The 14001-nt window shown below is 70.9% G+C and carries 13 protein-coding genes; 1 reads left to right on the plus strand and 12 read right to left on the minus strand.

What is annotated here, in order from left to right; genetic code table 11:
* Positions 1-179: 179 nt before the first annotated feature.
* The 12 genes from coaBC to pyrR form a co-directional block, all read right to left on the minus strand.
* Positions 180-1382 carry a bifunctional phosphopantothenoylcysteine decarboxylase/phosphopantothenate--cysteine ligase CoaBC gene (gene coaBC, locus ACIP5W_RS26110; RefSeq protein ID WP_401478223.1) on the minus strand — a complete coding sequence of 401 codons (1203 nt, stop codon included), beginning with the start codon at positions 1380-1382 and terminating at the stop codon, positions 180-182.
* A gap of 122 nt (positions 1383-1504) precedes the next feature.
* Positions 1505-1777: a DNA-directed RNA polymerase subunit omega gene (gene rpoZ, locus ACIP5W_RS26115; RefSeq protein WP_003977348.1), complete on the minus strand. Its 273-nt coding sequence runs from the start codon at positions 1775-1777 to the stop codon at positions 1505-1507.
* A gap of 52 nt (positions 1778-1829) precedes the next feature.
* Positions 1830-2423 carry a guanylate kinase gene (gmk, locus tag ACIP5W_RS26120; protein WP_401478226.1) on the minus strand — a complete coding sequence of 198 codons (594 nt, stop codon included), beginning with the start codon at positions 2421-2423 and terminating at the stop codon, positions 1830-1832.
* A 60-nt stretch (positions 2424-2483) separates the two neighbouring features.
* On the minus strand, positions 2484-2807 hold the full coding sequence (locus ACIP5W_RS26125; protein ID WP_073493500.1) for an integration host factor: 324 nt from the start codon (positions 2805-2807) through the stop codon (positions 2484-2486).
* Between the two features lie 279 nt (positions 2808-3086).
* Entirely contained in the window at positions 3087-3929 is an 843-nt protein-coding gene (pyrF, locus tag ACIP5W_RS26130; RefSeq protein WP_401478230.1) for an orotidine-5'-phosphate decarboxylase, read from the minus strand.
* Positions 3926-5032, minus strand: a complete 1107-nt coding sequence (locus ACIP5W_RS26135; RefSeq protein ID WP_401478233.1) for a quinone-dependent dihydroorotate dehydrogenase — start codon at positions 5030-5032, stop codon at positions 3926-3928. Before ACIP5W_RS26135 ends, pyrF begins: the two co-directional genes overlap by 4 nt.
* Positions 5033-5094: 62 nt before the next feature.
* Entirely contained in the window at positions 5095-8403 is a 3309-nt protein-coding gene (carB, locus tag ACIP5W_RS26140; protein ID WP_401478236.1) for a carbamoyl-phosphate synthase large subunit, read from the minus strand.
* Positions 8396-9553 (minus strand): glutamine-hydrolyzing carbamoyl-phosphate synthase small subunit, encoded by a 1158-nt coding sequence (gene carA, locus ACIP5W_RS26145; RefSeq protein ID WP_401478239.1) that lies wholly within the window; start codon positions 9551-9553, stop codon positions 8396-8398. Before carA ends, carB begins: the two co-directional genes overlap by 8 nt.
* Positions 9550-10125 (minus strand): hypothetical protein, encoded by a 576-nt coding sequence (locus tag ACIP5W_RS26150; RefSeq protein WP_401478242.1) that lies wholly within the window; start codon positions 10123-10125, stop codon positions 9550-9552. Before ACIP5W_RS26150 ends, carA begins: the two co-directional genes overlap by 4 nt.
* Positions 10122-11408, minus strand: a complete 1287-nt coding sequence (locus ACIP5W_RS26155) for a dihydroorotase (RefSeq protein ID WP_401478245.1) — start codon at positions 11406-11408, stop codon at positions 10122-10124. Before ACIP5W_RS26155 ends, ACIP5W_RS26150 begins: the two co-directional genes overlap by 4 nt.
* A 5-nt stretch (positions 11409-11413) precedes the next feature.
* The gene (locus ACIP5W_RS26160; protein ID WP_366057814.1) at positions 11414-12394 is read right to left on the minus strand and encodes an aspartate carbamoyltransferase catalytic subunit; all 981 of its coding nucleotides are present in this window, start codon (positions 12392-12394) and stop codon (positions 11414-11416) included.
* Between the two features lie 81 nt (positions 12395-12475).
* On the minus strand, positions 12476-13111 hold the full coding sequence (gene pyrR / locus ACIP5W_RS26165; RefSeq protein WP_401478249.1) for a bifunctional pyr operon transcriptional regulator/uracil phosphoribosyltransferase PyrR: 636 nt from the start codon (positions 13109-13111) through the stop codon (positions 12476-12478).
* Between the two features lie 254 nt (positions 13112-13365).
* Between pyrR and bldD the strand changes: the two genes are divergently transcribed.
* A complete protein-coding gene (gene bldD, locus ACIP5W_RS26170; RefSeq protein WP_020128858.1) occupies positions 13366-13866 on the plus strand; it encodes a transcriptional regulator BldD in 501 nt (166 codons plus the stop codon).
* Positions 13867-14001 lie beyond the last annotated feature (135 nt).

A 14001-nucleotide genomic window follows, 5' to 3' on the forward strand; every position in this document is an offset into this window, starting at 1 on the left:
GCTGCGCCCGTCTTCGTCCGACAACAGTTTATCGGTCGCGCTTCACCACCGGCCCACCCGTCTCGCCTCTCGGGAGCGCTGTGACCTGCGGCACAGGCATTCTGCCGAATGCCTGCCACTGTTGGCCAGGGGCGGCACGCCGAACGGGCGATGCCCGGGGGACCGTGCGCATCAAACAATCACCCCAGCCGCCGCGTCACCAGGTCCCACACGATTTCGGCCAGTGCTTCCTTGGGGCCGTGCGGAACGGGGGTCTCGCTGCCGTCGGCGCCCAGGACGACCGCCTCGTTCTCCTCCGAGCCGAAGGTCCTGCGCTCCCCCACCTCGTTGACGACCAGCAGATCGCAGCCCTTGCGGCGCAGTTTCGTCCGGCCGTTGGCCAGCACGTCGTCGGTCTCGGCGGCGAAGCCGACGACCACCTGGCCGGGGCGGGCCCGCTCGGCGGAAATCTCCGCGAGGATGTCCGGATTACGCAGCAGCACGATGGGGTCCGGCTCCTGCCCGTCCTTCTTCTTGATCTTGCCGGGCGCGTAGGCGGCGGGCCGGAAATCGGCGACCGCGGCCGCCATGACCACCGCGTCGGCGTCGGCTGCCGCCTTCAGCACCGCCTCGCGCAGCTGCACGGCGGTGCCGACCTGGACGACGTCGACGCCGGCGGGGTCGGGCAGCGCGGTGTTGGCCGCGACGAGCGTGACGCGGGCGCCGCGGGCGGCGGCGGTACGGGCGAGGGCGTAGCCCTGCTTGCCGGAGGAGCGGTTGCCGAGGAAGCGGACGGGGTCGAGGGGCTCGCGGGTGCCGCCCGCGCTGACGACGACGTGCCGCCCGGCCAGGTCGGGCTCCCGCGGCCCGCGGGCCAGGACGCGTCGGCAGACCTCGAAGATCTCGGCGGGGTCGGGCAGCCTGCCCTTGCCGGTGTCGACGCCGGTGAGCCGGCCGACGGCCGGTTCGACGACGACGGCACCGCGGCGGCGCAGCGTCGCCACGTTCTCCCGGGTGGCCGGGTGCTCCCACATCTCGGTGTGCATCGCCGGGGCGAAGACGACCGGACACCGGGCGGTGAGCAGGGTGTTGGTGAGCAGGTCGTCGGCCAGCCCGTGGGCGGCCTTGGCGAGCATGTCGGCCGTGGCGGGGGCGACCACCACGAGGTCGGCGTGCTGGCCGATGCGCACGTGCGGGACCTCGTGGACGTCGTCCCAGACCTCGGTGGAGACCGGATGGCCGGAGAGGGCGGACCAGGTGGCGGCGCCGACGAAGTGCAGGGCGGAGGCGGTGGGGACGACGCGCACGTCATGGCCCGACTCGGTCAGCCTGCGCAGCAGCTCGCAGGCCTTGTAGGCGGCGATGCCACCACTGACCCCGAGCACGACCTTGGGTTTGTCCACCGTCTCTCCCCGGACCTCGGAAACCGTACGCCGCGGCTCCCGGCGCATGGGTCCATCACACACCACAGGCCCGGCAGTCGCGCCGCCGGGCCTGTGGAAAAACCTACTGCGAGCTGAAAATACTACTGAGCCGGGCCCTCGATGGCCTCGGACGTCAGCAGACCCGCGTTGATCTCGCGGAGCGCGATCGAGAGCGGCTTCTCGTGGACGTGGGTGTCGACGAGCGGACCGACGTACTCGAGGAGGCCCTCGCCGAGCTGCGAGTAGTACGCGTTGATCTGGCGGGCCCGCTTGGCCGCGTAGATCACGAGGCTGTACTTCGAGTCGGTGGCCTCGAGGAGCTCGTCGATCGGCGGGTTGATGATGCCCTCGGGAGCGGAGATGGAAGAGGACACGCTCTACCTTCCGATAGGTGGGAAAAGACGGGGCATGATCACACAGTCGTGATCACACAACATCCATCAAGGCTAGCAGCTCGCGCGCCACGTCCTCGACGGATGTGTTGACCAGGGTCTCGTGGAACTCCGGCTCGGCCGCGAGTTCGACCTTGGCCGCGTCCAGACGGCGTGCGACGACCTCGGGCGGCTCGGTGCCGCGGCCGGTGAGCCTGCGCACCAGCTCCTCCCAGGAGGGCGGAGCCAGGAACACCAGCTGGGCCTCGGGCATGGAGTCACGGACCTGCCGCGCGCCCTGGAGGTCGATCTCGAGGAGGACGGGCTCGCCCGCCTCCAGGCGCTCCAGCACGGCCGCACGCGGCGTGCCGTAGCGGTTGCCGGCGAACTCGGCCCACTCCAGCAGCTCGCCATTGGCGATCAGCTTGTCCATCTCGTCGTCGGTGACGAAGAAGTAGTGGACACCGTGCTTCTCGCCGGGGCGGGGCCTGCGGGTAGTCGCCGAGACCGAGAGCCAGACCTCGGGGTGTTCTTTGCGCATATGAGCGACGACCGTGCTCTTACCGACCCCGGAGGGGCCGGAGAGCACGGTCAGCCGCGGACGTGCGTCCGGGGGTTCGGGGGTCGTCCCCCGGGGTGTTACAGCCATGCAGCGATTATTCCAGTTGTCTCGCCGTGCCCGGGACGCTGTGCCCGGGGCACGTCGGACTCACTTGGCCGTGTCGCCGAACTCACGCTCCAGGGAGGCGATCTGGTTGGAGCCGAGCCCGCGCACCCGGCGGCTCTCGGAGATGCCGAGCCGCTCCATGATCTGCTTGGCGCGGACCTTGCCCACGCCCGGCAGGGACTCCAGGAGCGCGGAGACCTTCATCTTGCCGACGACGTCATTCTCCTGGCCCTGCTTGATGACCTCGTGAAGGGAGGCGCCGGAGTGCTTGAGTCGATTCTTGACCTCGGCCCGCTCCCGGCGAGCCGCGGCGGCCTTTTCGAGCGCGGCTGCGCGCTGTTCGGGGGTAAGGGGCGGAAGAGCCACGCCTACGTCACCTCGGATGTCGAACTGTCGGATACGGACCGGTGAGGAACCTAGTCGCCCCACACCTGGGGAGCCACGAGCAACACGCTCGCCCGTTGACCCTCCGCTCGGAGACTAGCGGCCAACTCCGCCAGAGTCAGCGAGAACAGCGGAAAAGTCCTGGTCAGCCTCAACCGGGACGGACATTTAAGACAAATTGCCCCGTATTTGAGAATGTATTCAGGCTCAAGTCGGCCCGCGGCCGTCCGGCAGAGGTCCCGGCCGGACGGCCGCGGGCGGTCAGGCGGCCTCGACCGCGGCCCTGACCTGTTGCGCGAACCGGTCCGCGGCGTCACGCAGCGCGACCACGCCGGGACCGTGGCGCAGCACTCCGCGGCTGACGTTCGGCACGACGTTGCGCACCGCGGCCCCGAAGACGTGCGGCAGGTCCGCCGGAGTGGCCCCCTGGGCGCCGATGCCGGGCGCGAGGATCGGGCCGTTGATGTCGAGGTCGTACGTCGACAGGTCACCGAGCGTCGCGCCGACGACCGCGCCGAAGGAGCCCAGCGGCTCCTCCCCGGCGTTCTCGGCCGCCAGGTGCGCCAGCATCGTCGCGCCGACGGTACGGCCGTCCGAGCGCACCGCGTGCTGGACCTCGCCGCCCTCCGGGTTGGAGGTGAGCGCCAGCACGAAGAGTCCGGCGCCGCTCTCGCGCGCGAGGGCCACGGCCGGCGAGAGCGACCCGTAGCCGAGGTACGGCGAGACGGTCAGCGCGTCCGAGAAGAGCGGGGCGTCCCTGCTCAGGAAGGACTCGGCGTAGGCGGCCATGGTCGAGCCGATGTCGCCGCGCTTGGCGTCCATCACGACCAGGGCGCCGGCCGCCCGCGCCTCCTCGACCGACCTCTCCAGGACGGCGACCCCGCGCGAGCCGAACCGTTCGAAGAAGGCGCTCTGCGGCTTCAGGACGGCGACCCGGTCGGCCATGGCCTCGACGACCGTCCGGCTGAACCGCTCCAGACCGGCGACGGTGTCGTCCAGGCCCCACTCGGCGAGCAGCGAGGCGTGCGGGTCGATGCCGACGCACAGCGGGCCGCGCTCGTCCATGGCGCGGCGCAGGCGGGCGCCGAAGGGTTCCAGGGTCATGCCGTCTTCCTCACGTCGGCGCCGACCGCGTCGGCGAGGGTGGCGTACGGGCTGGTGCGCAGGCGGGCGGCGAGCCCCTTGTGGATCGCACGGGCCCAGAAGGGCCCCTCGTAGACGAAGGCGCTGTAGCCCTGGACGAGGGTGGCGCCCGCCAGGATGCGCTCCCAGGCGTCCTCGGCGGTCTCGACGCCGCCGACGCCCACGAGGGTGATGCGGTCGCCCACGCGCGCGTAGAGGCGCCGCAGGACCTCGAGGGAGCGCGCCTTGAGCGGTGCCCCCGACAGACCGCCGGTCTCCTGCACCAGGGCGGGTGGCGAGGTCAGACCGAGGCCCTCGCGCGCGATGGTGGTGTTCGTGGCGATGATCCCGTCCAGGCCCAGTTCGACGGCAAGGTCGGCGACGGCGTCCACGTCCTCGTCCGCGAGGTCGGGGGCGATCTTGACCAGCAGCGGCACCCGTCGGTGGGCGACCGTGCGGTCGGCGGCCTCCCGCACGGCGCTCAGCAGCGGCCGCAGCGCCTCGGTGGCCTGGAGGTTGCGCAGTCCCGGTGTGTTCGGGGAGGAGACGTTGACGACCAGGTAGTCGGCGTACGGCGCGAGCCGCTCGGCCGACTTCACGTAGTCGGCGACCGCCTCGGCCTCCGGTACGGCCTTGGTCTTGCCGATGTTGACGCCGACGACGGTTTTGAAGACGGGCTCGCGGGAGGCCAGGCGCGCGGCGACGGTCAGCGAGCCGTCGTTGTTGAAGCCCATGCGGTTGATCAGCGCCCGGTCGGCGACCAGGCGGAACAGCCGCTTCTTGGGGTTGCCCGGCTGTGCCTCCCCGGTGACCGTGCCGATCTCGACGTGGTCGAAGCCCACCATGGCCATGCCGTCGACGGCGACCGCGTTCTTGTCGAAGCCGGCGGCGAGCCCGAAGGGGCCGTGCATGCGCAGGCCGAAGGCCTCGGTGCGCAGTTCCCGGTGGCGGGGGGCGAGTGCGGCCGCGACGAACGTGCGGAGCACCGGGATCCGGGCGGCGAGCCGGATCCAGCGGAAGGCCAGGTGGTGGGCCTTCTCCGGGTCCATCCGGGAGAAGACCAGACGGAAGAAGAGCTGGTACATGGGTGTGTCCTCGAAGACCTCATACAGAGGGGGACACCGTTTCCGGTGTCCCCCTGGGGCTGCTAGTCGCGGGCCGCGGTCAGATGCTCGGCGTGTTCCTGGAGGGAACGCACCCCCACATCCCCGTGGTTGAGGGCGTCGATGCCCTGGACGGCGGCGGCGAGCGCCTGGACCGTCGTGAGGCAGGGCACCGAGCGCGCCACCGCCGCCGTACGGATGTCGTAGCCGTCGAGACGGCCACCGGTGCCGTACGGGGTGTTGACGATGAGGTCGACCTGGCCGTCGTGGATGAGCTGGACGATGGTCTTCTCGCCGTTCGGGCCCACGCCCTCGGACTGCTTGCGCACGACCGTGGCGTTGATGCCGTTGCGCCTGAGGACCTCGGCGGTGCCGGAGGTGGCGAGCAGCTCGAAGCCGTGGGCGACCAGCTCGCGCGCCGGGAAGATCATCGACCGCTTGTCGCGGTTGGCGACCGAGATGAACGCGCGGCCCCTGGTGGGCAGCGGGCCGTAGGCGCCCGCCTGCGACTTGGCGTACGCCGTGCCGAAGACGGAGTCGATGCCCATGACCTCGCCGGTGGAGCGCATCTCCGGGCCCAGGATGGTGTCGACGCCGCGGCCGGAGGTGTCGCGGAAGCGGGTCCACGGCATCACGGCCTCCTTGACGGAGATCGGCGCGTCCAGCGGCAGCTCGCCGCCGTCACCGGTCGCCGGGAGCAGCCCCTCGGCGCGCAGTTCGGCGATGGTCGCGCCCAGGGAGATCCGGGCGGCGGCCTTGGCCAGCGGCACCGCGGTCGCCTTCGAGGTGAAGGGGACGGTGCGGGAGGCGCGCGGGTTGGCCTCCAGGACGTAGAGGATGTCCCCGGCCATCGCGAACTGGATGTTGATCAGACCGCGGACGCCCACCCCGCGCGCGATGGCCTCCGTGGAGACCCGCAGGCGCTTGATGTCGAAGCCGCCGAGGGTGATCGGGGGCAGGGCGCACGCCGAGTCGCCGGAGTGGATGCCGGCCTCCTCGATGTGCTCCATGACGCCGCCGAGGTACAGCTCCTCGCCGTCGTAGAGCGCGTCGACGTCGATCTCGATGGCGTCGTCGAGGAAGCGGTCGACGAGGACCGGCCGGGTGGGGCTGATCTCGGTCGACTCGGCGATGTAGGCGGACAGCCGGGTCTCGTCGTAGACGATCTCCATGCCACGGCCGCCGAGGACGTACGACGGGCGGACGAGGACCGGGTAGCCGATCTCGTCGGCGATGGCCTTGGCGCCGGCGAAGGTGGTGGCGGTGCCGTGCTTGGGGGCCGGCAGGCCGGCCTCGGCGAGGACGCGTCCGAAGACGCCCCGGTCCTCGGCCGCGTGGATCGCCTCGGGGGGCGTGCCGACGATCGGCACGCCGTTGTCCTTGAGCGCCTGCGCCAGGCCCAGCGGGGTCTGGCCGCCGAGCTGGACGACGACACCGGCGATCGGGCCGGCCTGCGCCTCCGCGTGGACGATCTCCAGCACGTCCTCGAGCGTCAGCGGCTCGAAGTACAGGCGGTCGGAGGTGTCGTAGTCGGTGGAGACGGTCTCCGGGTTGCAGTTGACCATCACCGTCTCGTACCCGGCGTCGGACAGCGCGAAGGAGGCGTGCACGCAGGAGTAGTCGAACTCGATGCCCTGGCCGATGCGGTTCGGGCCGGAGCCCAGGATGATGACGGCAGGCTTCTCGCGGGTCGCCACCTCGCTCTCCTCGTCGTAGGAGGAGTAGAAGTACGGCGTCTTCGCCGCGAACTCGGCGGCGCAGGTGTCGACCGTCTTGTAGACGGGGCGGACGCCCAGCGCGTGCCGGACCTCGCGGACGACGTCCTCGCGCAGGCCGCGGATCTCGGCGATCTGCTGGTCGGAGAAGCCGTGCCGCTTGGCCTCGGCGAGCAGGTCGCCGTCGAGGCGGTCGGCGGCGGCCAGGGCGTCCGCGACCTCCTTGATCAGGAACAGCTGGTCGACGAACCAGGGGTCGATCTTCGTGAACTCGAAGACCTCCTCCGGGGTGGCGCCCGCGCGGATGGCCTGCATGACGGTGTTGATCCGGCCGTCGGTGGGACGGACGGCCTCCGTCAGGAGCTGCTGCTTGTCGCCGGGCTCGCCGACGAACGTGAACTGGCTGCCCTTCTTCTCCAGCGAGCGCAGCGCCTTCTGGAAGGCCTCGGTGAAGTTGCGGCCGATGGCCATGGCCTCGCCGACGGACTTCATGGTGGTCGTCAGCGTCGAGTCCGCGCTCGGGAACTTCTCGAAGGCGAAGCGGGGGGCCTTGACGACCACGTAGTCGAGCGTGGGCTCGAAGGAGGCCGGGGTCTCCTGGGTGATGTCGTTCGGGATCTCGTCGAGGGTGTAGCCGACGGCGAGCTTGGCCGCGATCTTGGCGATCGGGAAGCCGGTCGCCTTGGAGGCCAGCGCCGACGAGCGGGACACGCGCGGGTTCATCTCGATGACGATGACCCGGCCGTCCTCGGGGTTCACCGCGAACTGGATGTTGCAGCCGCCGGTGTCCACGCCGACCTCGCGGATCACGGCGATGCCGACGTCGCGCAGGGTCTGGTACTCGCGGTCGGTCAGCGTCATGGCGGGCGCGACGGTGATCGAGTCGCCGGTGTGCACGCCCATGGGGTCGAAGTTCTCGATGGAGCAGACGACCACGACGTTGTCGTGCTTGTCGCGCATCAGCTCCAGCTCGTACTCCTTCCAGCCGAGGATGGACTCCTCCAGGAGCACCTCGGTGGTCGGCGAGAGCGTGAGGCCCTGGCCGGCGATGCGGCGCAGCTCCTCCTCGTCGTGGGCGAAGCCGGAGCCGGCGCCGCCCATGGTGAAGGAGGGGCGGACGACGACCGGGTAGCCGCCCAGCTCGTCGACGCCGGCGAGGACCTCGTCCATCGTGTGGCAGATGACGGAGCGGGCGGACTCGCCGTGGCCGATCTTGCGGCGGACCTCCTCCACGACGTCCTTGAACCGGTCGCGGTCCTCGCCCTTGTGGATGGCCTCCACGTTGGCGCCGATCAGCTCGACGCCGTACTTGTCCAGGACGCCGTTCTCGGAGAGCGCGATGGCGGTGTTGAGGGCCGTCTGGCCGCCCAGGGTGGGCAGCAGGGCGTCCGGCCGCTCCTTGGCGATGATCTTCTCGACGAACTCCGGGGTGATCGGCTCGACGTAGGTGGCGTCGGCGATCTCCGGGTCGGTCATGATCGTCGCCGGGTTGGAGTTGACGAGGATCACGCGCAGCCCTTCGGCGCGCAGGACGCGGCACGCCTGGGTGCCGGAGTAGTCGAACTCGGCTGCCTGTCCGATGACGATCGGGCCGGAGCCGATGACCAGGACGGACTGGATATCGGTGCGCTTAGGCACGCTGGCCCTCCATCAGGGAAACGAAGCGGTCGAACAGGTAGGCGGCGTCGTGCGGGCCCGCTGCCGCTTCGGGGTGGTACTGGACGGAGAAGGCAGGCTGGTCGAGCAGCTGGAGCCCCTCCACGACGTCGTCGTTGAGACAGACGTGGGACACCTCGGCGCGGCCGAACTCGGTGTCGCTGACCTTGTCGAGCGGCGCGTCCACGGCGAACCCGTGGTTGTGCGCGGTGACCTCGACCTTGCCGGTCGTACGGTCCTGGACCGGCTGGTTGATGCCGCGGTGGCCGTACTTCAGCTTGTAGGTGCCGAAGCCGAGGGCGCGGCCGAGGATCTGGTTGCCGAAGCAGATGCCGAACAGGGGCGTCCGGCGCCGGAGCACCTCGGTCATCAGTTCCACGGGACCGTCGGCGGTGGCCGGGTCGCCCGGGCCGTTGGAGAAGAACACGCCGTCGGGGCCGACGGCGTACACCTCGTCCGGCGTGGCCGTGGCGGGCAGCACGTGCACCTCGATGCCGCGCTCGGCCATGCGGTGCGGGGTCATGCCCTTGATGCCGAGGTCGATCGCGGCGACGGTGAACCGCTTCTCGCCGACCGCGGGGACGACGTACGCCTCCTTGGTGGCGACCTCCTCGTAGAGGCTCGCGCCCTTCATGTGCGGCTGGGCCTGCACCCGTGCGAGCAGCTCGGGCCCGGCCGCGACCGCCTCGCCGGAGAAGATGCCGGCGCGCATCGAGCCGCGCTCGCGCAGGTGGCGGGTGAGGGCGCGGGTGTCGATGCCGGAGATGCCGACGACGCCCTGCGCGACCAGCTCGTCGTCCAGGGATCGCTTGGAGCGCCAGTTGGACGGCACGCGCGCGGGGTCGCGGACGACGTAGCCGGAGACCCAGATGCGGCCCGACTCGTCGTCCTCGTCGTTCCAGCCGGTGTTGCCGATCTGCGGCGCGGTCGCCACGACGATCTGACGGTCGTAGGAGGGGTCGGTCAGGGTCTCCTGGTAGCCGGTCATGCCGGTGGAGAACACCGCTTCGCCGAAGGTCTCCCCCACGGCCCCGTAGGCACGGCCGCGGAAGGTGCGGCCGTCCTCCAGGACGAGTACGGCGGGAGCCGCCTTGTGCCTCTGTGAGGCGATCCCCTGGATGGAGGTCGTCATCGTGCGCCTTCCGTTTCCCTCTTGTTGATCATGGAGTTGATGGCCTCGACCCACTCGGTGTGCTCGGCCGCGTGGTCCGAGCGGAAACCGGAGTCGATCAGTGTGCCGCCGTGCTCCCAGGTCACCAGGAGCAGTCCGCCCTCGGTGAGGACCTTGCCGGCGATGCCCTTGCCGAGCACCGCCTCGCGCAGCGCGCCGGCCGGGACGAAGAAGTCGTTCGCGCCGGGGCGTACGACGTGCAGTCCCGCGTCCGTCAGGGTGAGCTGGACCCGGCTGCGGGTGCCCAGACCGTGCGCCACGATGCGGTCCAGCCACTGCCCGGCGGTGGTGGAGCCGTGGTAGCGGCCGCTCATCGACAGCACGGTCGGTCTCGCCCCGCCGGGCTCGGAGGGCGCGGCAGGCAGCTCCGGCAGGTCGCCCTGGAGCGTGCCGCGCCACTTCCAGCCCTCGCGCATCAGCCAGTAGACGAGCGCGACGAAGAGGCCGAGACCGACGACCCAGCCGACGCGGGCGGCCCAGTCGGTCACTTCGGCCGATTCCCTCTCGGCCGCGAGCAGGATTACAGGTGTCACGTGAGCTTCCCGTCGACGAGCGTGGCCTTGCCCCGGAGCCAGGTGTGCGTCACACGGCCCGGCAGCTCACGCCCCTCGTACGGGGTGTTCCGGCTGCGCGAGGCGAAGCCCGCGGGGTCCACCTGCCCACGGTATGCCGTGTCGACGAGCGTGAGGTTGGCGGGCTCACCAGCCGAGACGGGGCGGCCGTGCCCCTGGGCCCGTCCGATGCGGGCCGGCGTGAAGGACATGCGGTCGGCGACCTGGGCCCAGTCCAGCAGGCCCGTCTCCACCATCGTCTCCTGGACCACCGACAGCGCGGTCTCCAGGCCGACCATGCCCATGGCGGCCGCGGCCCACTCGCAGTCCTTGTCCTCGTGCGGGTGCGGGGCGTGGTCGGTGGCGACGATGTCGATCGTGCCGTCGGCGAGCGCCTCGCGCAGGGCGTGCACGTCACGCTCGGTCCGCAGCGGCGGGTTCACCTTGTAGACCGGGTCGTAGGAGCGCACCAGCTCGTCGGTGAGGAGGAGGTGGTGCGGGGTGACCTCGGCGGTGACGTCGATGCCGCGGGACTTGGCCCAGCGGACGATCTCGACGGAGCCGGCGGTGGACAGGTGGCAGATGTGGACGCGCGAGCCGACGTGCTCGGCGAGCAGCACGTCCCGCGCGATGATCGACTCCTCGGCGACGGCCGGCCAGCCCCCGAGTCCCAGCTCGGCGGAGACGACGCCCTCGTTCATCTGGGCGCCCTCGGTCAGCCGCGGCTCCTGCGCGTGCTGGGCGACGACGCCGCCGAAGGCCTTCACGTACTCCAGCGCGCGGCGCATGATCACGGCGTCGTCCACGCACTTGCCGTCGTCGGAGAAGACGGTGACGCCGGCGGCGGACTCGTGCATCGCTCCCAGCTCGGCGAGCTTCCTGCCCTCCAGGCCGACGGTGACGGCGCCGATCGGCTGCACGTCGCAGTAGCCGTGCTCCCGGCCCAGTCGCCAGACCTGCTCGACGACGCCGGCGGTGTCCGCGACGGGGAAGGTGTTGGCCATGGCGAAGACGGCCGTGAAACCGCCGCTCGCGGCGGCGCGGGTGCCGGTCAGGACGGTCTCGGAGTCCTCGCGGCCCGGCTCGCGCAGATGGGTGTGCAGGTCGACGAGGCCCGGCAGCAGCACCTTGCCCCCGGCCTCGACGACCTCGGCGCCCTCGGCGGACAGCCCGCTGCCGACGGCCTCGACGACCTCGCCGTCGATCAGGACGTCCTGCGGCTCGCCGCCGAGGACCCGCGCACCACGGATAAGGATCTTGCTCATGGTTCTTACTTCTCCTCGGTGGTACGGGCGTGGCTGACGGCGGGTTCGTTCCCGCCCAGGAGCAGGTAGAGGACGGCCATCCGGATCGACACCCCGTTGGCGACCTGTTCGACGACGGTGCAGCGGTCGGAGTCGGCGACCTCGGCGGTGATCTCCATGCCGCGGACCATCGGGCCGGGGTGCATCACGATGGCGTGCTCGGGCATCCGCGCCATCCGGTCGCCGTCGAGGCCGTAGCGGCGCGAGTACTCGCGCTCGGTCGGGAAGAACGCGGCGTTCATCCGCTCGCGCTGGACGCGCAGCATCATCACGGCGTCGGACTTGGGCAGCGTGCTGTCGAGGTCGTACGACACCTCGCAGGGCCAGGTCTCGACGCCGACCGGCACCAGAGTGGGCGGGGCGACGAGGGTGACCTCGGCGCCGAGGGTGTGCAGCAGGTCGACGTTGGAGCGGGCGACCCGGCTGTGCAGCACGTCGCCCACGATGGTGATCCGCTTGCCGGACAGGTCCTGGCCGAGCCCGGCGTCGCGGCCGACGAGCCTGCGGCGCATGGTGAAGGCGTCCAGCAGCGCCTGGGTGGGGTGCTGGTGGGTGCCGTCACCGGCGTTGACGACGGCCGCGTCGATCCACCCGGAGGTGGCGAGGCGGTACGGCGCTCCGGAGGCGCCGTGCCGGATGACGACGGCGTCGACGCCCATGGCCTCCAGGGTCTGGGCGGTGTCCTTGAGCGACTCGCCCTTGGAGACGCTGGAGCCCTTGGCGGAGAAGTTGATGACGTCCGCGGACAGGCGCTTCTCGGCGGCCTCGAAGGAGATCCGGGTCCGGGTGGAGTCCTCGAAGAAGAGGTTGACGATCGTGCGGCCGCGCAGGGTCGGCAGCTTCTTGATGGGCCGGTCCGCCACCCGGGCCATCTCCTCGGCGGTGTCGAGGACATGGACGGCGTCGTCGCGGGTGAGGTCGGCGGCCGAGATGAGATGACGCTGCATCTGTCAGGCTCCGTAGGGCATGGGGAGTTTTCGGGCATGCGGGCGCGTGGGGGCACGCACTCGGGGGCGTACGTCGGAGTGCTAGTGCTGTGCGCCCGGGGCGGTCTGCCGGACACCGAGCAGCACGGTGTCGCGACCGTCCTCCTCGGCCAGCTGGACCTTGACCGTCTCCCGCAGTGACGTGGGGAGGTTCTTGCCGACGTAGTCGGCGCGGATGGGGAGTTCGCGGTGACCGCGGTCGACGAGGACCGCGAGCTGCACCGCGCGGGGGCGCCCGATGTCGTTCAGGGCGTCGAGGGCTGCGCGGATGGTGCGGCCCGAGAAGAGCACGTCGTCGACGAGGACGACCAGCTTGCCGTCGATCCCGTCGCCGGGGATCTCGGTGCGGGCGAGCGCCCGCGGCGGGTGCATGCGCAGGTCGTCGCGGTACATGGTGATGTCGAGGGAGCCGACCGGGATCTTGCGGTCGGTGATCTGCTCGAGCTTGGCGGCGAGCCGGCGGCCGAGGAAGACGCCCCGGGTCGGGATGCCGAGGAGGACCACGTCGTCGGCGCCCTTGGCGCGCTCGACGATCTCGTGGGCGATGCGGGTCAGCACCCGTGCGATGTCGGGGCCTTCGAGGACGGGCCGCGCGTCGGAGCGCGGTTCCTGCCGCGCGTCCTGGGCGGCGTGCGGGCCCTGCGGCTCTCGCCCGTCCTGATTGTCGTACGTGTCCATGGGAAACGGACCTCCTTCTCCGCCTCACGGGACGGACCTTAAAGGACGTCGGATTTGCGCCATCTACGGTAGCAGGCCGGGGGGACACCTCCGTTCACCCCATTGGCCCAATGGGCCGCGGATACCACGGAAGAGTCGGTGTGGACCATTCGGCTTGACGCAGAAGAATCACGCTGCGTAACCTCACAGTGAGTTACCAGCCGCGCGGCATGGAAACCTCACCCAGTCGCGTCGACCCAGTGCCGGGGAGCTATATGTCCAGCGAATACGCCAAACAGCTCGGGGCCAAGCTCCGGGCGATCCGCACCCAGCAGGGCCTTTCCCTCCACGGTGTCGAGGAGAAGTCCCAGGGACGGTGGAAGGCGGTCGTGGTCGGTTCGTACGAGCGCGGCGACCGCGCCGTGACCGTGCAGCGCCTTGCGGAGCTGGCCGATTTCTACGGTGTTCCCGTGCAGGAGCTGCTCCCGGGCACCACTCCGGGCGGTGCGGCCGAGCCGCCGCCGAAGCTGGTCCTGGACCTGGAGCGGCTGGCCCACGTGCCGGTCGAGAAGGCCGGTCCCCTCCAGCGCTACGCAGCCACGATCCAGTCGCAGCGCGGCGACTACAACGGCAAGGTGCTCTCGATCCGCCAGGACGACCTGCGCACCCTCGCCGTCATCTACGACCAGTCGCCCTCGGTCCTGACCGAGCAGCTGATCAGCTGGGGCGTCCTGGACGCGGACGCGCGTCGCGCCGTCTCCCACGAGGAGGGCTGAGCGCCGCGGCGACTCAGCAGAAACGTGGCGCCGGGGGGGGCGGGCCCCAATTTTACGGGCACCCCCGCGGCGTTTTGACCGCCCCCGGTGGACCCGGGCCCCCGCACCCCCCCGCGCCCCCCCACCCCCCGGGGA

It is taken from the genome of Streptomyces sp. NPDC088766 (assembly GCF_044750845.1).
GTDB lineage: Bacteria > Actinomycetota > Actinomycetes > Streptomycetales > Streptomycetaceae > Streptomyces.

Excerpts from the sequence above, each read along its gene's own strand:
- ACIP5W_RS26155 (WP_401478245.1), bottom strand. The coding sequence starts at position 11,408 with ATGAGCAAGATCCTTATCCGTGGTGCGCGGGTCCTCGGCGGCGAGCCG.
- gmk (WP_401478226.1), bottom strand. The coding sequence starts at position 2,423 with ATGGCTGTAACACCCCGGGGGACGACCCCCGAACCCCCGGACGCACGT.
- ACIP5W_RS26135 (WP_401478233.1), bottom strand. The coding sequence starts at position 5,032 with ATGTACCAGCTCTTCTTCCGTCTGGTCTTCTCCCGGATGGACCCGGAG.
- bldD (WP_020128858.1), top strand. The coding sequence starts at position 13,366 with ATGTCCAGCGAATACGCCAAACAGCTCGGGGCCAAGCTCCGGGCGATC.
- ACIP5W_RS26160 (WP_366057814.1), bottom strand. The coding sequence starts at position 12,394 with ATGCAGCGTCATCTCATCTCGGCCGCCGACCTCACCCGCGACGACGCC.
- pyrR (WP_401478249.1), bottom strand. The coding sequence starts at position 13,111 with ATGGACACGTACGACAATCAGGACGGGCGAGAGCCGCAGGGCCCGCAC.
- carA (WP_401478239.1), bottom strand. The coding sequence starts at position 9,553 with ATGACGACCTCCATCCAGGGGATCGCCTCACAGAGGCACAAGGCGGCT.
- pyrF (WP_401478230.1), bottom strand. The coding sequence starts at position 3,929 with ATGACCCTGGAACCCTTCGGCGCCCGCCTGCGCCGCGCCATGGACGAG.